The organism is Microbacterium sp. STN6, assembly GCF_026410545.1.
Taxonomy (GTDB): Bacteria; Actinomycetota; Actinomycetes; order Actinomycetales; family Microbacteriaceae; genus Root112D2.
Genome location: NZ_JAPMIT010000003.1, coordinates 444,724 through 469,165, shown reverse-complemented (window position 1 = coordinate 469,165; position 24,442 = coordinate 444,724). Strand labels below are relative to the sequence as shown.

At 64.9% G+C, this 24,442-nt stretch carries 20 protein-coding genes; 9 read left to right on the top strand and 11 right to left on the bottom strand.

Going from position 1 to position 24,442, the window contains the following annotated elements:
- Positions 1-50: 50 nt before the first annotated feature.
- Both OSC27_RS11315 and OSC27_RS11310 read right to left on the bottom strand, forming a co-directional pair.
- On the bottom strand, positions 51-410 hold the full coding sequence (locus OSC27_RS11315) for a hypothetical protein (protein WP_267181551.1): 360 nt from the start codon (positions 408-410) through the stop codon (positions 51-53).
- 659 nt (positions 411-1,069) lie between these two features.
- Positions 1,070-2,152, bottom strand: a complete 1,083-nt coding sequence (locus OSC27_RS11310; protein ID WP_267181550.1) for an SDR family NAD(P)-dependent oxidoreductase — start codon at positions 2,150-2,152, stop codon at positions 1,070-1,072.
- Positions 2,153-2,211: 59 nt separating this feature from the next.
- Here OSC27_RS11310 and OSC27_RS11305 point away from each other — a divergent pair, with 59 nt between their 5' ends.
- Complete coding sequence (locus OSC27_RS11305) at positions 2,212-2,772, top strand: TetR/AcrR family transcriptional regulator (protein WP_267181549.1); 561 nt, start codon at positions 2,212-2,214, stop codon at positions 2,770-2,772.
- Between the two features lie 69 nt (positions 2,773-2,841).
- Here OSC27_RS11305 and OSC27_RS11300 read toward each other — a convergent pair whose 3' ends face one another.
- The gene (locus OSC27_RS11300) at positions 2,842-3,945 is read right to left on the bottom strand and encodes an alkene reductase (RefSeq protein WP_267181548.1); all 1,104 of its coding nucleotides are present in this window, start codon (positions 3,943-3,945) and stop codon (positions 2,842-2,844) included.
- 109 nt (positions 3,946-4,054) lie between these two features.
- On the bottom strand, positions 4,055-4,513 hold the full coding sequence (locus tag OSC27_RS11295) for a MarR family winged helix-turn-helix transcriptional regulator (protein WP_267181547.1): 459 nt from the start codon (positions 4,511-4,513) through the stop codon (positions 4,055-4,057).
- 167 nt (positions 4,514-4,680) lie between these two features.
- Between OSC27_RS11295 and OSC27_RS11290 the strand changes: the two genes are divergently transcribed.
- Positions 4,681-5,004 carry an ATP-dependent DNA ligase gene (locus OSC27_RS11290; RefSeq protein WP_267181546.1) on the top strand — a complete coding sequence of 108 codons (324 nt, stop codon included), beginning with the start codon at positions 4,681-4,683 and terminating at the stop codon, positions 5,002-5,004.
- Positions 5,005-5,546: 542 nt separating this feature from the next.
- Here OSC27_RS11290 and OSC27_RS11280 read toward each other — a convergent pair.
- Entirely contained in the window at positions 5,547-6,128 is a 582-nt protein-coding gene (locus tag OSC27_RS11280; RefSeq protein WP_267181545.1) for a TetR/AcrR family transcriptional regulator, read from the bottom strand.
- A gap of 92 nt (positions 6,129-6,220) precedes the next feature.
- On the opposite strand from OSC27_RS11280, the gene OSC27_RS11275 reads away from it, so the two are divergent.
- Genes OSC27_RS11275 through OSC27_RS11265 form a run of 3 tightly spaced genes read left to right on the top strand, consistent with a single transcriptional unit; the run spans position 6,221 to position 12,148 of the window.
- Positions 6,221-8,722 (top strand): beta-glucosidase, encoded by a 2,502-nt coding sequence (locus OSC27_RS11275; RefSeq protein ID WP_267181544.1) that lies wholly within the window; start codon positions 6,221-6,223, stop codon positions 8,720-8,722.
- Positions 8,719-9,864 (top strand): serine hydrolase domain-containing protein, encoded by a 1,146-nt coding sequence (locus tag OSC27_RS11270; protein WP_267181741.1) that lies wholly within the window; start codon positions 8,719-8,721, stop codon positions 9,862-9,864. The genes OSC27_RS11275 and OSC27_RS11270 overlap by 4 nt, the downstream gene beginning before the upstream one ends.
- 34 nt (positions 9,865-9,898) lie before the next feature.
- Entirely contained in the window at positions 9,899-12,148 is a 2,250-nt protein-coding gene (locus tag OSC27_RS11265; RefSeq protein ID WP_267181740.1) for an alpha-L-rhamnosidase, read from the top strand.
- Between the two features lie 124 nt (positions 12,149-12,272).
- On the opposite strand, the gene OSC27_RS11260 is transcribed toward OSC27_RS11265, so the two are convergent.
- From OSC27_RS11260 to OSC27_RS11250, 3 genes are all read right to left on the bottom strand, one after another.
- Positions 12,273-13,106: a carbohydrate ABC transporter permease gene (locus tag OSC27_RS11260; protein ID WP_267181543.1), complete on the bottom strand. Its 834-nt coding sequence runs from the start codon at positions 13,104-13,106 to the stop codon at positions 12,273-12,275.
- Positions 13,103-14,035, bottom strand: a complete 933-nt coding sequence (locus OSC27_RS11255) for a carbohydrate ABC transporter permease (protein WP_416348849.1) — start codon at positions 14,033-14,035, stop codon at positions 13,103-13,105. The genes OSC27_RS11260 and OSC27_RS11255 overlap by 4 nt, the downstream gene beginning before the upstream one ends.
- Before the next feature lie 79 nt (positions 14,036-14,114).
- Positions 14,115-15,443, bottom strand: a complete 1,329-nt coding sequence (locus tag OSC27_RS11250; RefSeq protein ID WP_267181542.1) for an ABC transporter substrate-binding protein — start codon at positions 15,441-15,443, stop codon at positions 14,115-14,117.
- Between the two features lie 538 nt (positions 15,444-15,981).
- Here OSC27_RS11250 and OSC27_RS11245 point away from each other — a divergent pair.
- Positions 15,982-16,692: a trimeric intracellular cation channel family protein gene (locus tag OSC27_RS11245; RefSeq protein WP_267181541.1), complete on the top strand. Its 711-nt coding sequence runs from the start codon at positions 15,982-15,984 to the stop codon at positions 16,690-16,692.
- A 10-nt stretch (positions 16,693-16,702) separates the two neighbouring features.
- Here the strand turns inward: OSC27_RS11245 and OSC27_RS11240 are convergent, their stop codons facing one another.
- Positions 16,703-18,451 carry a glycoside hydrolase family 13 protein gene (locus tag OSC27_RS11240; protein ID WP_416348848.1) on the bottom strand — a complete coding sequence of 583 codons (1,749 nt, stop codon included), beginning with the start codon at positions 18,449-18,451 and terminating at the stop codon, positions 16,703-16,705.
- Between the two features lie 187 nt (positions 18,452-18,638).
- On the opposite strand from OSC27_RS11240, the gene OSC27_RS11235 reads away from it, so the two are divergent.
- On the top strand, positions 18,639-18,860 hold the full coding sequence (locus OSC27_RS11235; RefSeq protein WP_267181540.1) for a hypothetical protein: 222 nt from the start codon (positions 18,639-18,641) through the stop codon (positions 18,858-18,860).
- A 32-nt stretch (positions 18,861-18,892) separates the two neighbouring features.
- Here the strand turns inward: OSC27_RS11235 and OSC27_RS11230 are convergent, their stop codons facing one another.
- Positions 18,893-20,497, bottom strand: a complete 1,605-nt coding sequence (locus tag OSC27_RS11230) for an FAD-dependent oxidoreductase (protein ID WP_267181539.1) — start codon at positions 20,495-20,497, stop codon at positions 18,893-18,895.
- Positions 20,498-20,703: 206 nt separating this feature from the next.
- The gene (locus OSC27_RS11225; protein WP_267181538.1) at positions 20,704-21,744 is read right to left on the bottom strand and encodes a LacI family DNA-binding transcriptional regulator; all 1,041 of its coding nucleotides are present in this window, start codon (positions 21,742-21,744) and stop codon (positions 20,704-20,706) included.
- Positions 21,745-22,017: 273 nt separating this feature from the next.
- Between OSC27_RS11225 and OSC27_RS11220 the strand changes: the two genes are divergently transcribed.
- Together OSC27_RS11220 and OSC27_RS11215 are read left to right on the top strand one after the other, a co-directional pair.
- A complete protein-coding gene (locus OSC27_RS11220; protein ID WP_267181537.1) occupies positions 22,018-22,986 on the top strand; it encodes a carbohydrate ABC transporter permease in 969 nt (322 codons plus the stop codon).
- Positions 22,986-23,933, top strand: coding sequence for a carbohydrate ABC transporter permease (locus OSC27_RS11215; RefSeq protein ID WP_416348847.1), 948 nt, complete (start codon positions 22,986-22,988; stop codon positions 23,931-23,933). The genes OSC27_RS11220 and OSC27_RS11215 overlap by 1 nt, the downstream gene beginning before the upstream one ends.
- Positions 23,934-24,442: the final 509 nt, after the last annotated feature.

Sequence of the window (24,442 nt, the reverse complement as noted above, 5' to 3'; positions counted from 1 at the left end):
GCGCACCCACCCATTACGAGGCCATGCGACCTGAGGGAGTGAGCCGTGCACTATTCGCTTATGACGCGGCACTTCTCGAGAAGGTCCTCCACGCCCTCCCTGGTGACCGGTCGTTGCAGAACCGGGATGTCGGCCCGGAGGGCTGAGTGGGGCATGTCAGAACACATGGCGAGGAAGCGTTGAGATCGAAGTGCGCTGGTGCATTCCTCCATTGACGGTCCGTTGATCGCCTCCAGCGCCTCATCGACCACGACGAGGTCATACGTCGCTTCGGCGCACTCACGGACCAGGGACGCCCTTGACTCAACGACGTTTACATCGCAGTTGGCCTGTCGGAATCTGATGCAAAGAAGCCGCATCTGGTCGGGGTCATCGATCGCGATGAGAACGCTAAACGTCTCGGAAGTCACGAAGGAGGCTCTTTCTCTGGGTGCCCGGTGATCGCTTGACGATCACCTGGACCGTCGAAGCGCGTGGGGTACTGCTCGACTTTCCGCGACGACTCTAGCTGCTAGACGGAGCAGGCTGCGAACCTGCGCTCATATGCGCACCCCTCCCGATTAGGTTGGTGGGAAACCCTTAGTTAGCCTCGTTGTCGATGTGGTAGGGATTGGGGAAATTTCGTGTTCGTTTCATGCCCCCGGTGCGGGGCTTCGGCTTGGGAGAAGCCCAATCCGTTCTATGGCACAGGCAAATCTATTTACGAGAAGCTCATCGAGTGCGATTCCTGCGATCGCGTGATCTTTAAACGCTTGCTGAAGCCTCGACCGACCGAAGCTCCGCCGGCTGCCCCTGGTACCTGGGAGCGAATACGAGGTGCCGCCTCAAGATTTCCCACCAGACACGAGCCCTGACGAGCACGGGGCTCAGGTGCTCCGGCGAGAGGCTTCAGGCGAATGCTCGTTTGAGCGACGATAACTCTTGCGTCTCGCGTTATGAGCTTTCCTCGTGATTACCTTGCGAGGACAAACTCTTTGCTGCTACGCCCCCCGAAATCGCGCTGCCTCCTTCGGTTCTCGAGCTGCGAAAACACTGGCACCGCGCCCGTTCTCGGAGCGTAACGACCGGGTCAGACCGCCGACCAGCCGCCGTCGGAGGGCAGGATCACGCCGTTGATGTTCACGCCGTCGTCGCTGAGGAGGAACGAGATCGACGCGGCAAGCGCGTCGGCCTCGGCCGCATCCGGCAGAATCGCCATCGCCTCGCGCACGCGCTGCTCGCCCAGCTTCGACGCGAAGCGCGCCTCGATGTTCGTGATCGTCGCGCCCGGCGCAACCGCGTTGACGCGGATGCCACTCGGCCCGTACATGAAGGCGCTGCTCTTGGTGAGGCCCGCAACCGCGTGCTTTGAGGCAGTGTAGGCGGCGCCAGCAGCCGAGCCGCGCAGGGCGGCCTCAGAGGCGGTGTTCACGATGGAGCCGCTCGCCTGCGCGAGCATGAACGGCACCACGGCGCGCATGAGCTTCATGGTTCCCGTGACGTTGATGGCGAAGACGCGGTTCCAGACCGCGTCGGTCACCTCGTGCACGGGGGTCATGTCGTCCATGATTCCGGCGATGTTGGCGAGGCCGTCGATGCGTTGGCCTGCGGCATCCGTGATCTGGGCAAGAGCAGCGTCGTCGGTGATGTCGGCGACGACGGGGGTGATGGCGGCATCCGGCAGCTCGGCGACGAACTCATCGAGGCGCTCGCGCGAGATGTCGACGGCAATCACACGGCCGCCTTCGCGGGCGATTCGGGATGCGGTGGCCCGGCCGATTCCGGAGCCGGCGCCCGTGACGATGACCGTCTTGCCCGCGAACCGCTGCGGCGTGATGCGCTCGACCCACGGCTCGGGGTCGGGGGTGGTCTCGGCGTCGATGTCGTCGGCGTCGCTGGCGTTGGCGTCGCTTGCGTTCACGGCGGCACCGGATGATGCCGGCACCTCACCCGCCTCGGCGCGGCGCACCAATTCGTCGACCATCTCGGTGGTGAACGCGCCCTTGCTCATGGTGACGAGCCGCTTGATCGCGAGCCGCCTCACCGGGCGCAGCACGTCGGCATCCTGGCCGGCCTGAGCGAGGAGCTCACGGATGATCGGACCCCCGACCGGATGCTCGAGCCACGTCGCGATCGACGAGTCTTCGGTGAGTGCTGAGGTCTTCTTGCCCATGGCGGCTTTCCTTCGTTCGGGTTCTACCGGACACCTCTGTCCGGTTGTATGCTACACCGGTGCCGACGAACGCCAAAGCCAACCGCGGGCCGAGCGCCGGGCCCGCGAATCGTGCCGCCCTGGTGGCCGCCGCCCGCGAGATCTTCGCCGAGGAGGGCTTCGCCGCGCCACTGAGCGCCGTGGCCCGCCGCGCCGGCGTCGGGCAAGGCAGCCTGTACCGGCACTTCCCGGATCGCATCGCGCTCGCCGTCGCCGTGTTCGACGACAATCTCGCCGCCCTCGAGGCGCTGGCCGACGATGAGCGGTCGACCCTTCGCGATCTCTTTGACGTAGTGACCGAGCAGGCGCTCGAGTCGACGGCCCTGGTCGACATGCTCATGTCGGCGCGCAACGACGCCCGGTCAGAGCACCTGGGCACGCGCGTGCTCGCCGTGATCGACGCGATCCTCGCGCGCGATCAGGCGGCCGGGCGCATACGAGACCACGTCGAGCCCGCCGACGTGATGCTCGCGATCTCGATGCTGGCGAGCATCCTTTCGAAGTCCGAGCCGGGCGAACGAGCCGAGACCGCGACGCGAGCGCGCGCCATGTTTCGCGCGGCGTTCACGCACGACGCCTGAGAGAGCGGATGCCGGCGGCCCGCGCCGATCGTCGGCACGGGCCACGCGCATCCGCTGGGGGTAAGGGACTCAGCCGACGAGCGCCGGGTAGTCGGTGTAGCCCTCGTGAGTGCCGCCGTAGGCCTTCGAGAGGTCGGGGCTGGCGAGTTCGGCGCCCGTCTTGAGCCGGGCCACGAGGTCGGGGTTGGCGATGAAGAGGCGCGCGAAGGAGACGAGGTCGGTCGCGCCGTTCTCGATGAGGTCGAGGCGGCCGGGGTGATCGGCCAGGTCGGGGGTGGCGGCGTTGAGAATGAGCGTGCCGCTCCACGCCGAGCGGATCACCGGCGTGAGCGCCGGGTCGCCCGCCTCGACGAGGTGCAGGTAGGCGAGGCCGAGCGAATCCAGCTCGCGCACCAGCTGCGGGTAGAGCGTGGCGTAGTCGAGCTCCTCGGTGTCGCCCAGGCCGTTGTTCGGCGAGATGCGCAGGCCGGTGCGGTCGGCACCGATGGCGCCGGCGACGGCGGCGACCACGGCGAGCGTGAGCCGCATCCGATTCTCTGGGCTGCCGCCCCAGCGGTCGGTGCGCTGGTTGGCATTGGTCGTCAGGAACTGGTGCAGCAGGTAGCCGTTGGCTCCGTGCACCTCGACGCCGTCGAACCCGGCATCGATCGCGTTGCGGGCGGCCGCGGCAAAGTCGCCAATGGTCGCCTCGATCTCGTTCTCGGTGAGCTCAAGCGGCTCGACGAGCTGCTGGGACCCCTGCGGGGTGAAGATGGTTCCCTTCGCGCGCACCGCAGACGGGCCGACCGGCGTCAGCGGGCCGTGACCCACCGCCTCGGTCGTGCTGGGGTGGCCGAGCCGGCCGGTGTGCATCAGCTGCGCCACGATGGTTCCGCCCGCCGCGTGCACGGCCGCGGTCACCCGCCGCCACGCCACGACCTGCTCGTCGGTGTGCAGCCCGGGCGTCGCGGGGTAGCCCTGCCCGATTGCGCTCGGCTGAATGCCCTCGGTGACGATAAGACCAGCGGATGCGCGCTGCCCGTAATACGTCGCCATCTCTGGCGTGGGCCTCGTGTCGTATGCCCGGCTACGGGTCATCGGGGCCATGACGACCCTGTTCCTCAAGTGAAGGCTGCCGACTGTGACCGGCTCGAAGGCTCTCTGCCTGGTCTCGACGACGAATTCCGCGCTCATCTGTTCACTCCTGTTCCGGAGGAGCTTGTGCCCCTTTGGTTGCTCGAACAGGTAATGAAGTGGGGTTATTCCTTGTTCGAACAACTTCCTTGGAGAGTGCGGGGATACTCTAACTGACACCGGATTCGTCTGCGTCGGTGAGGGACGCCTCGAGGTCGCTCAGGGCTGCGATGATCTCGCGCTGCCTCGCGGGGGGGATTCCGCTCACGGAGAGACGCTCGAGCTCGGCCCACGCGTTCTCGACGGCTGGGCGCAGGGCGAGGCTCTTCTCGCTCGCCTCGACGATCGTCGCACGCCGGTCGGTCTCGGACGGGCGGCGGGCGACGAGGCCAGCCTTCTCGAGTCGGGCGATGCTGCGGGTCATAGTGGCGGCATCCGAGTCGAGAGTATTGACGAGGTCGACGAGGCGCTGCGGGCCACTCTGCCAGAGGGTCATCAACACGAGCTCCTGACCGGGGCGCAGACCGCTCTCGCGCAACAGGCGCGCGGCGAGCGCCTTGTGCAGCCGGGCCGTGCGGAAGACGGCCTGGCTCACGGGACCGGCGTTCAGGTGCATCCGCTCGGTCATGGCCTCAGCGTACGGTTGGGATGCTTGTTCGAGCAAGAAGCAATCGCGTCAGAACTGATGCGCTTGCCAGTCGAAAGGCAGAGACTGTACGTACCACTTCGGATGGCATCGTCGCTCGCCGCACTGCCTCGGTTCACCCGGACCCCGGGATCGGCGAAGGGCGCACCATGGGCACACTCACGTACGACGGCACGACGATCGAGTTCGACGATCGTATGCTCACACACCTGCAGATCGTGATCGTCAATAAACTGCGGCGCAACGAGAGCTTCGCCATGTCGTGGCGCGACTCGATCATGGTCGGCGACGGGCGCAGCTCGATCTGGATAAGCCCGTTCATTCCTCTCTACTTTCGGTTCAATGGTTCGCGCGTGCCCGAGATCAACCGCGACTGGATCGAGACGCTGTCGTCATCGGCACAGTCGTCGACCGGCCTGATCGTCACAGACGAGAACGGCAACCCCGCGCATCCGCGTGGCACCGAAGACTGAGCCGGTAGCCTTCGCCTGTCGCGAATCGGCACCCGCACCGGCGAGAATCGAAGCATGACAGCGGATGCCGCGGCGAGCGCCCCGATCGCGTTGGGCGCCCTGCGGTGAACTCGACCCCCGACGCCGTGCGCGACACCGAACCTGCGGAGGCGTCGCCGGTGGCACACTCAGGTACGACGGCACGACGATCGAATTCGCAGACCGCCTTCTAACGCATCTGCAAATCGTGATCGTCAACAAGCTTCGGCGCAACGAGAGCTTCGCCATGTCGTGGCGCGACTCGATCACCGTGAGCGACGGCCGCAGCTGCATCTGGATCAACCCGTCGACTCCACTCTTACTTCCGCTTCAACGGCTCGCGAGTACCCGAGATCAACAAAGACTGGATCGAGACGCTGTCGATGTCAGCGCAGTCCTCGACCGGCCTCATCGTCCCAGATGAATACGGCCAGCCGGCTCGGACGGAAGGCAGCGAGAACTAGGCCTTCTTCCCGTGGAGGTTGTGTGCAGCGTGGCGTGTAAGAGAACAAGGGTTCCGAGAATCAAACGACCCGTTTGAGTATCCCCCAGAGCCTCGACATCAGACTTGCCATGTCCACGCTGCCAGGATCCAAGAGCCATTGCAGCTGAAGCCCGTCGGCAGCCGCGACTAAGAGCGAAGCAGCCTCCTTCGGCTCAATCGCGCTTGTGAGCTCCCCCGCCTCTTGCTGCACTCTTATATCCTGAGCAATCTCATCGATCAGCCACCGGTACCGCTCGACGAAGAATCCGTGGGCAACGCCTTCGCCTTCTATGCTCTCTGCCGACATTGAGACGAAGAGCCTGACGAGGCCGGGCTCTCCTGCGTTGCGCTCCACTGCGCCCATCAGCCTGCCCACAGAGTGGGTGTGGTCAAACTCGTCCGGAACCGTAGCCCTGTCATCTCTGCGGCGAAGCACTTCGAGGAAGAGCTCCTCCTTCGTGCTGAAGTGATGCAGCAAGCCCGCCTGGCTCAGTCCTGCCTGCCTCGCGATTTCTCGCACAGAGGTCCTGTCATAGCCGTGTCGGGCGAACTGCTCCAGTGCAGTGTCAAGGATTTCCTCACGTTTGGCAAGCCCTTTCGCATACGGGCCACGGGTTGTCATACGGACATGGTATCGATGGCAAAACTATGAAACGATGTCATTGACCGGTTTCCGTTCACCGCAGAGTTCGATGAAGAATTGGAGATGAGAACGTGTACGACCCGACGCAGGCGCAGCTCGTGGAGTTGCGTGAATCGCTGCCCCTTGAAAGCAAGGTGGCGCTGTTGACAGGCGCCGATTCCTGGTCGACCGTCGCCCTGGAATCGATCGGGCTAAGGCCAATGGTCTTGTCTGACGGGCCAGCAGGTGTTCGTGGGGAGAAATGGGACGAGCGCTCCCCGTCGGTAAGCTTCCCGTCACCCACCGCCATGTCTGCTTGCTGGGACCCGGAAATGATTGAACGCATCGGCCGGGGCCTGGGAAGCGAAGCCGCCCGCAAGGGCGTCGACGTGCTGCTTGGTCCCACCATCAATATCCAGAGGTCGCCTTACGGTGGTCGACATTTCGAGGCGTTCAGCGAGGACCCGTTGCTGACCGGGACGCTTGCAACTGCCTACGTACGAGGGGTTCAGTCCTGCGGAGTAGGTGCAACCGTGAAGCACTATGTCGCCAACGACTCGGAGACTGAGCGATTTACCGTCGATGTGCGCGTCTCCGAGCGAGCCTTGCGGGAGGTGTACCTTGCGGCCTTCGAACGTCCTGTGATCGACGGCGGCAGCTGGCTTGTGATGAGCGCATACAACTCCATCAACGGTGCGACCGCCTCAGAGAACGCTCTCCTGTCCACTCCGTTGAACACCGAATGGGGCTTCGACGGAGTGGTCGTGAGCGACTGGACCGCAGTCCGCTCCCTGGAGAGCGCAGAGCATCCACAAGACCTCGTCATGCCCGGCCCCTCCGGGCCGTGGGGGGCGGAGCTGGTGCGCGCTGTACGCGAGGAACGAATTCCCGTCGAGGCAGTCGACCGGAAGGTAGATCGCATTCTGCGCTTGGCGGCCCGAGTCGGCGCACTGCGAGGCGTCGCAAACCGCGACTGGCCCGCCATAGAGGACGCGCAGCAGGTGCGTGCAACCGTGCGCGCTGCAGCGTCCGCTGGCATGGTGCTGGTACGGAACGAACACCTATTGCCTCTGGCACAGCCCAGCGTGATCGCGCTGATCGGCGAGGGAGCACGGTTCGCGCGGATTCAGGGCGGTGGCAGCGCGACGGTGGTTCCTGCGACCATCAGCTCCCCCCTTGACGGGATCGCGGCCCGCTGGCCCAACGCACAGCTGACCTGGTCTCTCGGCGCGGCCGCGCAGCACGGAGTGGCGGACTTCGGTGCGGACGAGTTCAGCACGACCGACGGCGAACCCGGCATGACAGTTCGCTATTTTGACGCCAACGAGACGATGTTCCTCGAGGAGACCCGTCGAGCATCTCGTATTGTCGGCTTCGACAAGGACTCTCCAGCTGTGCGTGCAGCCAGAGTGGAGATGGACTTCCTGTGGAAGACAGCCGGCGCGGGCGAGAACCGGCTCGGAGTCGCGGGTCTTGCAGACTATTCGGTCAAGGTCAATGGTGTCGTGGCGGCATCAGGGCAGCTGCGAACGGACCAGGGTGATGATCCCGCCACGGCGGTGCTGAATCCACCATCAGCTGTGATCGAGGTTCCGTCGTCAACGCCCGAGCTGCACGTTATTGTTTCGTTCCGGCCGGTATCGGGTGGCATTCCGGGCGCCCTTGCACTCGTTATCGGCAATCCCCCGACGACGCGCGATCCGGAGGAACTCATCGCCGAAGCGGTCGAGCGCGCTCGCGAAGCAGAGGTCGCCGTGGTGGTCGTCTCGACTACCGCCGGGGTCGAATCCGAAGGATTCGATCGTGAGTCGCTCGCGCTTCCTGGCAGGCAGGATGATCTGGTTCGCGCGGTCGCCCGCGTCAACCCCCGCACAGTGGTTGTCGTCAATTCGGGCGCCCCGGTGTTGCTGCCGTGGCGAGACGAGGTCGCCGCCATCGTCATCAGCTGGTTCCCAGGCCAGGAGTTCGGCGGCGCCTTGGCGGATGTACTCAGTGGCGATTCGGAGCCTGGCGGGCGCCTGCCTGTAACCTGGCCTGCAACCGAGGCGCATCTTCCCGTGCACAAGACGAGACCGACACTTGGCAAGCTCGACTACGTCGAGGGGATCCACGTCGGTTATCGCGCGTGGCTGAAGAGCGACGCCACGCCGGCATTTCCATTCGGGCATGGCCTCGGCTACACGACCTGGGTCATCGAATCGGTTAATACACCTCTACAGGTGAACGAGGGCGGCGACATGGTCGTGCGTGTGAAGGCAACGAACACCGGCAGGCGGAGGGGCAAGACCGTCATCCAGGTCTATCTCGAGCGCACCACGCCCACGGAAGTGGATCGGCCGATACGCTGGCTGGCCGGGTTCGCCTCGGTCTCCGCTGATCCGCGTGAGGCGATCGAGGTCGAGATCCCTGTGGCCGCGCGAGCGTTCCAGCATTGGGACGCCGCGTGGCTCACGGAGCCGGGCGGCTATGCCGTACGAGTGGGGTTCTCTGTGGATGATCTTCGCACAAGCGCAGCTGTCACCGTCGATAGCATTCTCACCTCGACGCCGAGCACTGTGGCGAATTCTATGACGACGGAGGAGGCGTGGACATGATGGAGGCGGTCGCTCACGGCTCTTGCGACGTCCGGTTCGCCCCGGTGGCGGACCGCTTCGCCGAGATGCTTACTCATGACGACGGCTACAGTGCGCAGCTGAGTATCCGTCTGCACGGTGAACCGGTTGTCGATCTCGCGGGCGGAACCTATCTGGCCGCGAGATCGCTCACGGGTGTCTACTCAGTGTCCAAAGGTGTCTCCGCTCTCGTCATTGCGCACCTGATCGATCAGACCGCCATTGAACCGGACCGTGTTGTAAGCCACTACTGGCCCGAATTCGGGGCGGCTGGAAAGGCGAACGTCACGGTCCGTCAGTTGCTGGGCCACCAAGCGGGCCTGCCGGTTGCCGCGCGACGGCTGTCGCTCGACGAAGTGCTGGATTCACGCGCAGCAGCCGATGTGCTCGCTGCGCAACGGCCGGTGTGGCGTCCGGGAACCGCGTTCGGTTATCACGCACTGACGATCGGCGTGCTCATGGAGGAACTGGTCCGCCGGGTGACGGGCACCACCTTGCAGACAGTGTACGAAGCAGCCATCCGCGGACCGATCGGCGCAGACTTCTTCCTCGGCCTCCCCGAGATCGAGGACTCCAGGTACGTGCCAGTGGACGACCCGAAGCCCACCGCTGCCGAAGTCGCCGAGCTTGCCGCACGTCCCCCCGTCGATGCTCTTCAGGAGGCGGTGTTCAGCAACGTCGACGCACCGGAGGACCGTTCCGACCGCGGCATGAGCACGAACAACCCACTGGTGCGACGGGCTGGAGCCGCCGCTATCGGCGGTGTCGGCTCCGCTTCCGGCCTGTCGCAGCTCTACGCAGCGGCACTGGGTACGGGCCGTGTTCGTATCGCCGCTCCAGAGGTCTTCGCGGACATGGCGCAGCAGCAGTCTTGGGGGACGGACCGCGTACTCGGTGTGCCCAATTGCTTCGGGATGGTGTTCATGCTCCCCCAGCCGCGCATGCCGTACGGCGGCCTGGGCTCGTTCGGACACGATGGCGCAGGGGGAGCTCTCGCATTCGCTGACCCGACCTCTGGGCTTTCGTTCGGCTATATTCCGGCACCCATGCAGTACCCGGGAGGTGCCGATGGCCGTTCGATCGAGCTCGCTCGCCTCGCAGCCCACGTGGTGAACCATGCATGACCACTCCCCTACAGACACAGGAGAGATAACAGTGATGACCAACGATCCTTTGGCCGGTGCTGCCTTTCTCACCGCCGACGTCGACCGCGATGTTGCCCCCCGATTCCACACAGACGTGGAGCTCCTCCACGCAAGAGAAGACGTGGTTAGCGCGGTCCTGCGCGTGACAGCCCACGGCGTCTACGAAGCACGAATCGACGGCACGCCGGTGACGGAGTCCGTGCTCAACCCCGGCTGGACCGCATACGAATGGCGCCTCCAATATCAGGAATACGATGTCGCAGCCACCGTCGCCACCGGTGTCGGTCCGCTCTCCCTGGAACTACTGCTCGGCAACGGCTGGTACCGAGGAGACCTGGGCTTCGCCGGCGCCCACGCGAACTACGGAGATGAGATATCCGTAGCTGCTGCTCTCGAAATCACCTATCGCAACGGCGTGACCGAGCGCGTGACCACGACGTCGGATTGGAACGCGTATCGATCCGAGATCACGCGCAACTCGCTGTACAACGGCCAGACCATCGACGCACGGCTACGCGGCAAAGCCGGAGCGATCACCGTGCGAGAGGTCGACATTGACCGTTCCACGCTGGTCCCGACGACCAACCCCCTGGTGATGCGTCACGAGACCCTGCGTCCCGTCAAGATCTGGACGGCGACGTCCGGGGAGACATTGGTCGATTTCGGTCAGAACCTCGTCGGATGGCTTCGATTCACGGTGCAGGGCGATCCCGGAGACCGGATCGAGATCCGGCATGCAGAAGTCCTCGAGGACGGCGAACTGGGCGTGCGCCCCCTCCGTGGAGCACAGGCCCGAGACGAGCTCATTCTCTCCGGTGGGGCCGACTTCTTCGAACCGACCCTCACCTTCCACGGCTTCCGGTACGCCGGAATCTCCGGCTGGCCCGGTGAAATCAGGGCGGAAAGCATTGAAGCTGTGGTCGTGCACTCGGAAATGCGCCGAACGGGACACTTCGCGTGCTCCGAGCCACTCGTGAACCAGCTCGTGCACAACTCAGTATGGGGGCAGAAAGGCAACTTCCTCAGCGTCCCCACGGACTGCCCGCAGCGGGACGAACGACTCGGCTGGACCGGAGACATCGCCGCGTATGCAGCATCCGCCTCATTCCAATTCGACACGGCCGACTTCCTCGACAGTTGGCTCGCCGATCTCCTCCTAGAGACGGAACACTCCTCTGATCGAGGAGTGCCGCTCGTCGTCCCCGATGTCCTGAAGTACGCGCACTTCCCGGAAGGCTTCAGCCTCCCACCGTGGGCCGCAACCGCGATCTGGGGAGATGCGTCGATCTGGGTGCCGCAAGCCCTCTGGACCGCATACGGGGACGAGAAGATGCTGGCGTCCCACTACCCTGCGATGAAGCTCCACCTCGAATCCGTGGAGCGGTACATCTCCCCGACGGATCTCTGGGATCTTGGCCATCAGCTCGGCGACTGGCTTGATCCAGACGCACCGGACGACCAGCCAGACGCAGCAAAGGCCGACCCACACGTCGTGGCACAGGCCTGCCTGTATCGCTCGGCGAGCTTCGCAGCCGAGACCGCTGCGCGTATCGGCCTTGTCGCCGATGCGGACCGTTGGTCAAAGCTCGCAGCTCGCACCCGCGCGGCTTTCAACGACCATTATGTTGAGGAAGGCCTCGTGAAGTCCGACTGTGCGACCGTGTACGCACTGGCGATCGCGTTCGACCTGCTCGACGAGAACGATCGCGTCGCCGCCGGAGAACGCCTCGCCGAAATCGTCCGGGAGTCAGGATTCCGGGTGACGACCGGCTTTGCCGGAACCCCCTTCGTCACGTGGGCATTGTCCGACACCGGGCACGTCAACGAAGCCTATGCGCTGCTCCTCGAGAAGGAGTGCCCGTCGTGGCTCTACCCCGTCACGATTGGTGCGACCACAGTCTGGGAGCGCTGGGACTCCATGCTCCAAGACGGGAGCATCAATCCGGGAGAGATGACAAGCTTCAACCACTACGCCCTCGGCGCGGTCGCCGACTGGATCTACCAGGTCATCGGCGGCGTCCGCCCGGCCGAACCCGGATACACGCGCGTGCGGATTCAACCAGTACCTGGCCCCGGCCTCGCCTGGGCGGAGACGACGTACGACAGCGGAGCAGGGCGGATCGACGTAGCGTGGCGTCTCGATGAGAACAGGTTCACACTCCGCACCTCGCTTCCGGAGTCGACGCCGGCAGAGATCGCCCTTCCCAACGGCGAGATCATCGAGGTTCTGGGTGGCACGCACGAGTTCACGGTGACTCTGTAAAGGCCGTACCAGCGGCGGCTCGCCCACGGTAAGCGACTCGCGGCCGACATTTGCGCCTCCGAGCTCGCGCGAATCCCGACGATGGGAAAGACCCAAGGCCGTCGGCTCGAGACGTAAGTCCTAGTTATCCCTTGATGGCGCCCGCCGTCATGCCCTCGACAATCTTTCGATTGAAGAAGACGTACATCAGCAGCGGTGGAATCGTGATGAGCAGGATGTTCGTGAACAGGAGGTTCCACGAGGTCTGGAACTGGCTCTGGAAGTTGAACAGCGTGAGCTGCACCGTTGCGTTCTCGGCGCCGGGAAGGAAGTAGAGCGGATTAGCGAAATCGTTGAACACCGCCACCGCTTGGACGACGATCGCGGTCACTATGACACTGCGAAGAAGCGGGAACCCGATTCGGAAGAACAGTCGGATCGGCCCAGCTCCGTCGATGGCAGCGGCCTCGTCGAGTTCTTTGGGGATAGTCGACACGAACGCGCGAAACAGCAGCACGCAGAAGGCCATCCCGTACGCCACTTCGACGAGGGCAAGACCGATGATCGTATTGAAGATGCCGAGGCTCTGCATGACCCACGCCGTGGGAACGATCGCTGGTGGAACGATCAAGCCGGCGAGGATGAGGAAGCTGATCCACGGATTCCAACGCGAAGGCCGACGGGCCAGCACCCAACCGATCATCGCGGCCACGACAACCATGATGCTCACCGAGACCACTGTGAGCACCGCACTGTTCCAGAAGGCGAGGATCAGCATGTAGTCGTTGGCTTGGAAAACTTGCGCGATGTTCTGGAAAAGGACGATGTTCGTCGGCCAGGCGAAATCCAAGCCCGCCGCCTCTGGGGAGGTCTTTAGAGCTTGCACGGCGATGAAGGCGAACGGTACGAGGAAGACAAGAGCGGACGCGATGACAGCGACGATGCCGACGACATGCCGCGATATTGGGCGGAAGTTCACAGGTCGACCTGCTTTCGGTTGAGCCACGAGAACAGCGGGATGATCACGGCGGCGACGAGCACGAACAGCACGACGTTCCCGGCCGTAGACAGGCCGTAGAAGCCAGCAGCGTATTGCTTGTAGATGACGGAGGCGAGTACGTCACTCGAGAACCCGGGCCCGCCGCCCGTCATCGCCCAGATAATTTCGAAGGACCTCAAACCACCGATGAGGGAGAGTATGATTACGGTCGTCGTTGCCGGACTGACCAGCGGCAACGTGATGTATCGGAAGTTCTTCCATCCACTCGCGCCGTCCACGGTTGCGGCCTCGTAGTATTCGCTGGGAATCGAGACCAGGCCGGCCATATAGATGAGGGTGGCGAGTCCGACGCCCTTCCAGATGTCCACCGCAATGATTGAGTACAGGGCGAGGTTCGGGTCAGTCAACCAGCCGGGCCCGGATATCCCAAAGAACGCAAGAACGTGATTGATGGCCCCGTGAGACGGGTTCATCAGCGCCTGAAAAGTGATTCCAACGCCGACGGTGCTGACGAGCACGGGAAAGAAGACGACTGCCCGTAGATAGCTTCGGGCAAGGATATTGGACGTGAGGAGAACCCCCAAGGCAAGCCCGAGAACGACCTTGAAGCCCGACGTCAGGACCCCATAGATCAGCGTGTTGACGAACGCCTTACTGAGTTGCGGGTCGGTGAAAAAGGTCACGAAGTTGTCGAAGCCGATGAATTCGACATTGAAGAAGGACCACCGCGTGAACGCGAAGTAGAACGATGCGAAGGTCGGCGCGATGAACAGAACCGCGTATATCGCCGCGCCCGGCAGTAGGAACCAACGCGGGTACATGCGTTGATTGAAGCCACCGCGTTGGCGATGGCCACCTTCCGGGGCGAGTTCAGTCTGCGGCATAGCAGGGCTGATAGTTGTTGACATTCTGGAATTCTTCCTGGTGAGTCCGAGGGGTCACGAGCCAGAGCCCGTGACCCCTCGGGGGAGGCGGGTGAACTGACGGTTACCAGCCAGGCAGACCCAGTTGCTGCGCCTGCTTCTTCGAGTCGTCGTCGTACGCCTTCGCACCGGCCTCGCCAGATCGGATGCCTGAACCGACCTCCACTGTGATGCTCGCCAGGTTCGGACCCTTCACTGGCGACAGGAACTCAAGCGCGGGCGCAATCTTTCCGGAGTCGAAGTACGGCAACATGTCCGCCACAATCTTCGGCGCATCGCTCGGAAGCGTGCACCCCTTGACGACATATGCACCTGTCACACCGAGAGTCTTCGTGATCGTGTCGCAACCCGCCTTGCTTGCGACGAACGCCATGAAATTCTTCACCTCAGCTGGGTGCTTGGTGTTCTTCGGGGCGTACAGTGCCGAAGGCTCCCATACGGTCATCCCCGCAGAGTTCGCAGAGTCACCGGGGATGCCGAAGAACCCGACGTCCTTCGCGTGCTCAGGGAAGTTCGCCACGATTGTGGCCTCGGCAAAACCGAGCATCGGGTAATTCGCGGCAGTCCCGGTGGCGATCGCCTTCAGCCCGTCATCTAACTTGGCAGAGGCGAAGTCCTTGTTCAGGAACCCCCCATCCTTCAGATCTTGAAGCTTGGTGAAGCTCTGAAGCGCCACCGGATCGTCAGCGAAGTTGACCTTGTTCTCCGTCCACTTCTTCGCCCAGTCAGAGTCGCTGGCGTTGATGTTGTAGAAATCTGCGAGCGTGAGGACCTGCGAGGTCCACGCGTCGCCATAGGTCTGTTCCACCGCGTCATAGCCGGCATCCTTGATCTTCTTAGCGTTGGCAAGGAACTCATCCCATGTCTTCGGGATGTCAAGACCGAGCTTCTTGTAGATCGGGATGTTGTAGAAAATCCCGCCGCCGCCAGCCGACTGCACCGGTACCCCGTACACGCCATCTTTGGACGAGACGGCAGTGACGAAGGTGGGATCAAGATTCTTGACGAAGTCCTCGTCCTTGACGTTCAGCATCGTCTGATCAGGGTTGAGCGCCGCGAGTAGCGAACCGCTGTTATACCAGAACATGTCCGGCATCGCCCCGGTCGCCAGCTTCGTCTTGATGACGTTGTCGATATCAGGCGATCCGCTCGGGCCGGAGGCATCCACCTTGATTGTGACGTTCGGGTTCTTCTCGTGATAAGCCGCAGCGAGGGCCTTCATTGTGTCGGTATTGGCAGCAACGCCCGCGCCAGAGAACCACGTGAGCGTCACCGGACCGGAAGAGTCGTCGCCCCCTCCGCCACCCCCTGCCGAACAGCCGGTGAGTGCAGTTGCGGCGATCATCAACCCGACCACTACGGCCGACCGATATCGACGAGTCGACTTGTACATCCTTACCTCCTTGTAGGGCATAACTCCTGATGCATCCCAAACGAAAACGAGTCAACGATTGGCTTTCAGCAATAGTAGATCCACTGCAGCTGACGGTCAACGATGTCGTGATCCGCGTCATGCAATCGTTATGTGAGCAATGGAGGTCAGAAGGCGCATCTCGCCGCCCTTGGGTGAACGCGCAGTAGCCAGGCCTTGCCGAAGGAAAACCAGTATTCGACGGGCACGGGCTCACTCCGTGACTCTGGACTACATCAGTTCCACCGCACCTTTGCGTTCGAGTGGGCCTACGCCCAGGTAGTCTCAGACGACGCCCCAGCCACCTACCAGGCTTTGGTCCATAGCTACACTCACCACAGACCCCACACCAGCATCGGAGCGGAGGCAAGTCACCCATCCCACGTCTTCACAACGTCAATGGGAAGAACTACTAGCCGCACCGCTTCACGTCGCGGCTGGCCCGTCGCGCTGGCAGCAGAATAGAGGGCATGACAGCGGATGCCGCGGCGAGCACCCCGATCGCGTTGGGCGCCCTGCGGTGAACTCGACCCCCGACGCCGTGCGCGACGTTATCTCGGCCGTCGACCTCGCCGGAGTGCTCACCAACGCGGTGCTCGGCGGCATCGCGGCGCGGGCGGCGCGACTCGACATCGTGGGCTTCGTGATCCTCGCGATCCTCTCGGGGCTCGGTGGCGGCATGATCCGCGACGCGCTGCTGCAGCACGGCGCGGTCGTGGCGCTGACCGACCCCTACTATCTGGTGGTCGCGATCATTGGCGCCGTGATCGCCTTCTTCATTCCGTTCAAGGGAACCTGGCCCAACCGCGCTCTCGTGCTGCTCGACGCGCTCGCGCTCGGCTGCTGGGCGTCGGTCGGCGTGCAGAAGGGCCTCGAGGCGGGGCTCGGCTGGCTGCCGGCAGTGCTGCTCGGCATGGTCACGGCGGTCGGCGGCGGCATGGTGCGCGACGTGCTGCTGCGCAAGATCCCCACGGTGTTCGGCGGCAACACGCTGTACGCCACGAGCGCGTTCGTCGCCTGCATCGTGATGCTGGCGCTGAGTGAACTCGGATTGCCGGCGTTCGGCTCCATCTTCGCCACCCTCGCCGGCGCCGCCCTCTCGCTGCTCGCTCGCCGGTTCGGCTGGGTGCTGCCCACCGAGGTGAAGCTGCCGAAGCCGCGACCGGTCAGCGCCTGGTTCAGCGGCTGGTGGGGCGGCAGGCGGCGGCGCGAGCGGACGCCGCGGCGGTGAGCCGGCTCGATCACAGGGCGTAGATGCGGGCCTCCCACGGGGCCAGCACACCGGCATCCGTGCCCTGTTGCGTGTTGGTCATGAGCACCTCGCCGCCCGACACCCACGGTTCGAGCTCGTCGGCGTCTGCCGTCTGCAACGACCACAGCGTGAGCGGGTCGTTGGAAACGTTGGCGACGACGAGAAGCCGCTGGTCGCCGCGCATGCGGGTGAAGGCATATAACTGCGGATGCTCGGGCTCGAGCAACTCGAAGTGGCCGAGCGCGACGACCTGATTCTCGTGCCGCAGGCGAATCAGCCCCTGGTAGTAGCGGAACACGGACTGGTCGGCCGCGCGGTCGGCGGCGACGTTGAGGTGGCGATAGTTCGGGTTCACCTCGATCCAGGGCTCGCCTGTGGTGAAGCCCGCATGGGCCGAATCGTCCCATTGCACGGGCGTTCGCGCGTTGTCACGGCTGAAGTGGCGCAGGCCCTTCAGCACCTCGTCGCGCGACTTTCCCTGCTTCGTCGCTGCGTTGTAGTAGTTGATGCTCTCGATATCGCGGAAGTCGTCGAGACTGTCGAATGGCATGTTCGTCATGCCGATCTCCTCGCCCTGGTACACGTAGGGCGTGCCCCGGTGCAGGTGCAGCACGGTCGCCCACAGCGTGGCGGACTCGTAGCGATACTCGTCGTCGTTGCCGAAACGCGAGACGAGGCGCGGCTGGTCGTGGTTGTCCAGGTAGAGGCTGTTCCAGCCGACGTCGGCGAGCGCATCCTGCCACCGGGCGAGCGAGCGCTTGAGCTTCGGCAGGTCGAGCGGCAGCACGTCGAACTTGCCGTTGGGACCGTGGTCAAGCGCTACATGCTCGAATTGGAATACCATATCGAGCTCGTGCCGGGCGGGGTCCGTGAACTTGCGCGCCGCCTCCGGGGTGACGCCCGGCATCTCCCCCACCGTGAGCAGCTCGGCGCCGCCGCGGCCGGCGAACACCTGCTCGTTCATCTCGTGGATGAACTCGTGAATGCGCGGCCCGTCGACGTAGTACGCGTGGCCGTCGGGGTGCACGACCCCCGGCTCTGCCGGGGCATCCGGCAAGTCAGTGTGTTTCGAGATGAAGTTGATGACGTCCATGCGAAAGCCGTCGATGCCGCGGTCGAGCCACCAGATCATCATGTCGTAGACGGCCCGGCGCACGTCCGGGTTCTCCCAGTTGAGGTCGGGCTGCTGCCGCGCGAAGAGGTGCAGGTAGTACTCGCCCGTCTCCTCGTCGTACTGCCACGACGACTCGCTGAAGTTCGATGACCAGTTCGTCGGCTCGGCGCCCGGCTCGCCACCGGTCATGCCCTGGCGCGGCGGCCGCCACCAGTACCAGTCGCGCTTGGGATTGTCTTTCGACGAGCGCGACTCGACGAACCACGGATGCGCCGACGACGTGTGGTTGACGACGAGATCCATGACGATACGGATGCCGCGCTCATGCGCCTCGCCGAGCAACTCGTCGAACTCCTCCAGGGTGCCGAAGACCGGGTCGATGCGGCGGTAGTCACTGATGTCGTAGCCGTTGTCGTGCTGGGGCGACATGTACATGGGCGAGATCCAGAGCACGTCGATGCCCAGCTCGGCCAGGTAATCGAGCCTGCGGCGAATGCCGCCGATGTCGCCCATGCCGTCGCCGTCGGAATCCTGGAAGCTGCGCGGGTAGATCTGGTAGACGACTGCGCTGGTCCACCAGGGGGCGGTGCTGTCGTTGTTCGTGCGGTCGGTTTCACTCTCCACGATGCTCCTCTCGAGTGACGTTCTCCACTCTAGGAAGCGGCTCCCATGGGCGCTCGCCTTGTCGCGTCGAGCCGAATCGCGGGTGAATCACACGCGCACCCGCAAACTGCCCCGACTCGTCGGCCCCTCACCCCTTGACGCGTGCCGTTTCGGGGTCATCGTGGAAGCAGACGCCGAGCGAGGAGCCATGACGAGATCGAGCAAAATGAGACACGAGCGCAGCAGCCCCGGGATGCTGGGCGCCGTCGCCCTGGTTGCGGCAGGGCTGGGGGCCGCGGCATCCGCTCTGCTGATGCGCGGCCGACAGCGTCGGGCCGAGCAGGCGCTCAGCATGCAGGCAGTCGCGGAACGCACTCCGCCGCGACCCGTGACCGTCGTGTCGAGCCCGCACCGGCCGGGCGACGGGTAGCCGTTGCGCCGAAGCGGCCACGCACGGGGGCGCTACAGGGCGAAGACCTGCCCCGTGGCATCCAGTCGCTCATGCAGACGCTCCATGCTCACGGCCTGCACCGGCACGGATGCCGCGACGGCCTGCGCCGCCGCGATACCCGCAGCGTGCCCGAGCATCTGGTACTGCGGCTCCATGCGCACCGACGAGAACGCGACGTGCGACGCCGAGAGGCAGACGGGTACGAGCAGGTTGTCGCATTGCTCGGCGCGCGGCGTGAGCGAGCGGTACGGGACGCCGTAGAGAGGCACCTGCACCGAGAGGTAGCCCTCGGTGAAGACCATGCCGATAGGGCGGGGGTGCTCGTAGACCCACCGCCAGGCCCGCTGCACCTCGCGGATATCGAGGTGGTACGAGCCGAGGGCGACGGAATCGCGGGGGTGGCGGCCCTCGATGAGGTCGTGCTCGGTGAGCACGTAGGCGCCCTGCATGCGCCGGCCCTCGCGCACGTAGAGCTGGTGAGGCAGGTGGCCGGTGTCGGCGAACTCGTCGCGCGGCAGGCCGAAGCGCTGCATGGTCTCGCGAATGCGCCGCGGCACGGCGGCGTCGGTGGCGAGAAAGTAGAGAAAGCCGGCCGTATGGCTCAGATGGTGCAGTCGGATTCGCTCGCGTTCGGCCGCGTCCGCGTCGGGGTAGCGCCAGGCCGAGCCGTCGAGCACGCTGAGCGAGAGGGGCCCGAGCGAGTTGCCGTCGCTCTTGCCGCCGGGCAGGTTGGGCTCGAGCCCGAGCATGCGACCGGCCGTGTAGGCGATCTCGTCGTCGCCGTACTGAGCGAGCAGGCGGCGGCCGAGCTCCCAGTAGCCGTCGTCGTAGTCGGCGGGCCGCTCGAACGCGATGCGATCGGGCGCCGTCGTGAGGCACACGCGGTAGCCGTACGACATCACTCCCCCGTCGCCCGCGCCCACCGGCACCATCGGCTCGGGCTTGATCTGCGCGAGCAGCGGCCCCTCGCTCTCGCCGCTCGGGTCGCTGGCGAACGGCGAGATCCAGGCCGGCATCGTGTGGCGGCCCGGCACGAGCTCCTGCCTGCCCGCGAATCGCTCGCCGTGCAGCGCGGTGCTCTCACGCCCCACGGAGTATTCGACGCCCGCCAGCGGCAGCAGGTCCCCCTCGTAGCTCGCGTCGATGAAGACCCCGGCGCTGACACGGAGCCCGGATTCAAAGCCCAGAGAGCGGATGCCGCCTCCGCTCCCCTGCGCCGCGGCCACCCCGGCGCGCTCGCCCAGCCGCACCTCGACCCCGGCCTCCTCGAGCCAGCGCACGAAGATCGCCTCGGCGACGTGGGGCTCCGGCCCGGCGAAGTGCCCCTCGGCGACGCCGTAGTGCTCGGCTACGGCGTGCCGCAGGCGACGGGCGGGCCCGCCGAGGGCGCGCTCGTCGCCGACATCCGTGTACCCAAGTCCGCCGCTCGTCATGCCGCCCACGTGGCGTTCGGGGCCGATGAGCAGAACCTGGGCGCCCTCGCCCGCTGCGGCGACCGCGGCGCACACACCGGCCGAGGTTGCGCCGTAGACGACGACCTCGTAGCGCGCCGTCTCGGTGTGCATGGCGCTCGTCTCGGTGGCTACGGTCGCCATCTCGCTGGGCGCGGCTGTCATGGCGCAATTCTCGCGGAAATGTGGGAACGATTCCAGTCGCGAAATGCGTCACGCCCGCCAAATTCCCCACCAGCTCTGGCTGAGAGGCCAAAAACTGCCCCTAAACCGCTCGATAAGGGCGATTTTTGGCCTCTCACGTCGAGTGGGAGTCGAGACAGCAGGGCGGCAGATCGCGCAGGCGCACGGGGGCGGCGGGCGCAGACCGCTCAGGCGCCGGCGCGAGGGGCGGCGGTCGAGCCGCGGGGCAGCACCTGCGCCTCGAGCACGAGCGTCTGCGGCGGCGCGTCCGGCTCGGCCACGCGTGCCAGCAGACGGTCGATCGCCGCCTCGCCGAGCGCGATCGCGTCCTGCGCGACGGCCGTGATGCCCGGGCTGACCATGCTCATCCACTGAGAATCGTCGAACGACACGATGCTCACGTCGTCGGGAATGCGCAGGCCCAGATCACTCGCCGCGCGCCACACGCCCTCGGCAAGCAGGTTGTTCGCAGCGAAAATGGCGGTCGGATGCTCGCGGCGCGCCAGCACGTCAATGGCGGCCCGTCGGGCCTCCGCCGCCTCCCACCCAGCCGAGATGACGAGCGACGGGTTCGGCTCGATGCCGGCGTCTTTGAGGGCGCGGCGGAAGCCCTCGACGCGGTCGCTTCCCGTCGTCCAGTTCGTCTCGTCGATGAACAGCGCGATGCGCTGGTGGCCCAGCGAAATGAGGTGGTCGGTCATGCGCCTGGCCACGTCGATGTTGTCGACAAGCACCGCGTCGCAACGCCCCGCCGAGAACTGCCGGTCGACCTCGACCACGGGAATGCGCTGGCCGATCAGGTAGTCGGTCACGCTCGCTGACAGAGGCGTCACGATCACGCCCGCCACCCGCGTGGCGACGAACGCGCGGGCGGCGCTGAGCTCGGCCTCGGTCGAGCCCTGGTCGTCGACGAGCATCATGGTGTAGCGGTTGGCGCGGGCGCGCCCGGCGATGCCGGCGGCGAGGTCGGCGTAGAACGTGTTGCGCAGGTCCGAGACGAGAACGCCGATCGAGCGGCTGTCCTGCGTGCGAAGGCTGCGTGCCATGGCGTGCGGCACATAACGCAGTTCCTCGGATGCGGCGAGCACGCGAGCGCGCACGCCGGCCGCAACGTAACCCTCGCCACTGAGCGCCCTCGACGTGGTGGACTGCGAGACGCCGGCCAGCCGCGCGACGTCTTTGAGCGTGGCGCGTCGTTGCCGCTCCGCCCGTGGCGCCCCTTCGTTCACGCTTCTTCCTTCTCCTACGCTGCCTCGTCGACGGCGGCCGAGCGGTCGCCCTCGGCCGACCGACAGTGCGAGTCAACCCTAGTGGCTGACTGCGATCGCGACGGTTTCGTCTCGCTAACGAATGAGGCAGAGCCTTGCAACTACTCCCAGAGTAGGCTTATAGTCACCGGTATGTGGTAACGATGCCACACTGTGACCTTCTGGTCTTTTCTCGAGAGGGGCGGCAATGACGACGACCGATTCACTCGGCACTGCAGCCGAAAGGTGCCGAACATGAGCGTGGCGACCGGGGCCCCACCCGCAACGGGGGCGGCAGACGGCGGCGAACGCAAGATTCGCAAGGCCAAGAAGTACAACCGGCGCGAGGCCATCGCGGGCTATCTCTTCATCAGCCCCTGGATCCTCGGCTTCCTCATCTTCACCGCGGGCGCCATGATCTACAGCCTCGTGATCTCGTTCAGCTATTACAACCTCGCCACCAACAGCGCGGTTCCGGCGGGAATGGACAACTACCAGCGGCTGTTCAGCGACCCGAAGGTCGCCATGTCGCTCGGCAACACCCTTTTCTATGCGGTTCTCGCGGTTCCGCTCGAGATCATCTTCGCGCTGTTCCTCGCGATGGTTCTCTCCAAGCTCGGGCGTGGGGCGGGCATCTTCCGCACCATCTACTATCTGCCGAAGATGACGCCGTCGGTGGCCACAGCATCCATCTTCCTTCTGCTGTTGAACGGCAACACCGGCGCGATCAACGCGTTCCTGAAGCTGTTCGGTATCGAGGGGCCCCAGTGGCTGGTCGACCCGAACTGGGTCAAGCCGTCGATCGTGCTCATGACCCTGTGGGGCGTGAGCGGCACCATGGTCATCTTCCTGGCGGCGCTGAAGAACGTGCCGCGCGACCTCTACGAGGTGTCGTCGATCGACGGGGCGGGGCCCATCCGCCAGTTCTTCAAGATCACGGTGCCCATGATCTCGGGCGCCATCTTCTTCAACGTGATCGTGCTGACGATCGCCGCGCTGCAGGTGTTCGACCAGGCGTACCTGCTCTTCTGGCGAGATCAAACGAACGCGTCACCTGACTCGTCGCTGTTCTACGGCGTGTACCTGTTCCAGCAGGCGTTCCGGCAGTTCGACTTCGGATTCGCCGCGGCGATGGCCTGGCTGCTGTTCGTGATCATTCTCATCATCACGATGATCCAGGTGAAGTTCAGCAACCGCTTCGTCTACTACGAGGGAGACAACTGATGACCGCGACACAGTCTCCGGCCATGACAGCGGTGGCCTCGGGCGATCTCGGAGGCGTCGACACGAAGCGCTCGGCGCGCAACGGTCGCGGCCGCTGGTACCGGCCCCGCTCCGTCATCGGCAAGGTCGTGCAGTGGATCATTCTGCTCGCCTTCACCTGCATGTTCCTCTACCCGTTCGTGTGGCTGCTCGCAGCGAGCCTGAAGCCGCGCGGGCAGGTGTTCGACAACTCTCTGTGGCCGAAGACGTTCCAGCCGCAGAACTATGTCGCGGTGTGGGACCAGCTGCCCCTGCTGCACTGGATCTTCAACAGCATCATCATCGCGGTGCTCGCGGCCGGCCTCGTGGCAATCTCGAGTTCGGTGGTGGCGTTCGGGTTCTCGTACTTCAAGTTCCCGGGGCGCGGGCTGCTGTTCGGCATCGTGCTGGCGACCATGATGCTGCCCGGCGCGGTGACCATGGTGCCGCAGTACCTCATCTGGAAGCAGACGGGGCTGCTCGGCACCTGGGCTCCCCTGTTCGGTATGAACCTGTTCGGCTCAGCGTTCTACATCTTCCTGCAACGGCAGTTCTTCCTCGGGCTGCCGCGTGAACTGTTCGAGGCCGCGCGCCTCGACGGCGCCAACTACTGGCGGCTCTTCACGAAGATCGCGATGCCGCTGTCGATCCCCTCGTTCGTCATCGTGTTCATCTTCGAGTTCCAAGCCAGCTGGAACAACTTCCAGGGCGCCCTGATCTACCTGAACGGCGGCCACCTCGACACCTTCACCGTGCCCCTCGGTATCTCGTACGCCATGACAGCGTTCAGCCCGACCAACGGCGGCCACGGCGACTACCAGTACGTGATGGTGGCGGCACTGATCGTGACGCTCCCCATGCTCATACTGTTCGCCTTCGGGCAGCGGTACTTCATCGAGGGAGTCGCGACCCAGGGGCGCAAGGGGTAGGGCGCCGCGGGGGCGCATGGCGTGGCCTCGGCGGGCGTCGCGGGGGCGCATGGCGTCGCTTCGGCTGGCGCTCCTTCGGCTGGCATCGCTTCGGCTGGCGACCCCGTTTCTGGCTGGCCCCGCCCGCAGCTCGGTTGAGCGGCTCGGACTTCATCAACCCTCGTCCGGGCCGCTTTTCCGTGCGTGCTGGCCGCCTTTCCGTGCGTGCTGGCCGCCTTTCCGTGCGATTCGCGCATCACGAGCGGATGCGCATCCGCTTCTCGTGCGCACCTGCATCTCTCCTGCGGCCAGCGCGGCCTCGCGCGCGACGGGTGGCCGTAAATGTCACGCCCTGACGAGGAGGCTCCTGCTCTGCGACGTCCGACAGCGCAAAGACCGTCGCCAGGGCTCGACTCCCCCGACGTTTACTGGCATCTCGGAATCGGGCCTCGTGCCGACACCGCAGAAGCCGTCGGATGTGCGACGCCGGCGCTCACTTCTGGCATATGGGGCAGGTCACCCGCCGCTCG

What these genes read in the sequence shown, in the direction of transcription:
- OSC27_RS11250 (WP_267181542.1), bottom strand. Translation starts at nt 15,443, where the DNA reads ATGTACAAGTCGACTCGTCGATATCGGTCGGCCGTAGTGGTCGGGTTG.
- OSC27_RS11270 (WP_267181741.1), top strand. Translation starts at nt 8,719, where the DNA reads ATGATGGAGGCGGTCGCTCACGGCTCTTGCGACGTCCGGTTCGCCCCG.
- OSC27_RS11300 (WP_267181548.1), bottom strand. Translation starts at nt 3,945, where the DNA reads ATGAGCGCGGAATTCGTCGTCGAGACCAGGCAGAGAGCCTTCGAGCCG.
- OSC27_RS11215 (WP_416348847.1), top strand. Translation starts at nt 22,986, where the DNA reads ATGACCGCGACACAGTCTCCGGCCATGACAGCGGTGGCCTCGGGCGAT.
- OSC27_RS11290 (WP_267181546.1), top strand. Translation starts at nt 4,681, where the DNA reads ATGGGCACACTCACGTACGACGGCACGACGATCGAGTTCGACGATCGT.
- OSC27_RS11265 (WP_267181740.1), top strand. Translation starts at nt 9,899, where the DNA reads ATGACCAACGATCCTTTGGCCGGTGCTGCCTTTCTCACCGCCGACGTC.
- OSC27_RS11235 (WP_267181540.1), top strand. Translation starts at nt 18,639, where the DNA reads ATGACGAGATCGAGCAAAATGAGACACGAGCGCAGCAGCCCCGGGATG.
- OSC27_RS11255 (WP_416348849.1), bottom strand. Translation starts at nt 14,035, where the DNA reads ATGTCAACAACTATCAGCCCTGCTATGCCGCAGACTGAACTCGCCCCG.
- OSC27_RS11220 (WP_267181537.1), top strand. Translation starts at nt 22,018, where the DNA reads ATGAGCGTGGCGACCGGGGCCCCACCCGCAACGGGGGCGGCAGACGGC.
- OSC27_RS11310 (WP_267181550.1), bottom strand. Translation starts at nt 2,152, where the DNA reads ATGGGCAAGAAGACCTCAGCACTCACCGAAGACTCGTCGATCGCGACG.
- OSC27_RS11230 (WP_267181539.1), bottom strand. Translation starts at nt 20,497, where the DNA reads ATGACAGCCGCGCCCAGCGAGATGGCGACCGTAGCCACCGAGACGAGC.
- OSC27_RS11280 (WP_267181545.1), bottom strand. Translation starts at nt 6,128, where the DNA reads ATGACAACCCGTGGCCCGTATGCGAAAGGGCTTGCCAAACGTGAGGAA.
- OSC27_RS11295 (WP_267181547.1), bottom strand. Translation starts at nt 4,513, where the DNA reads ATGACCGAGCGGATGCACCTGAACGCCGGTCCCGTGAGCCAGGCCGTC.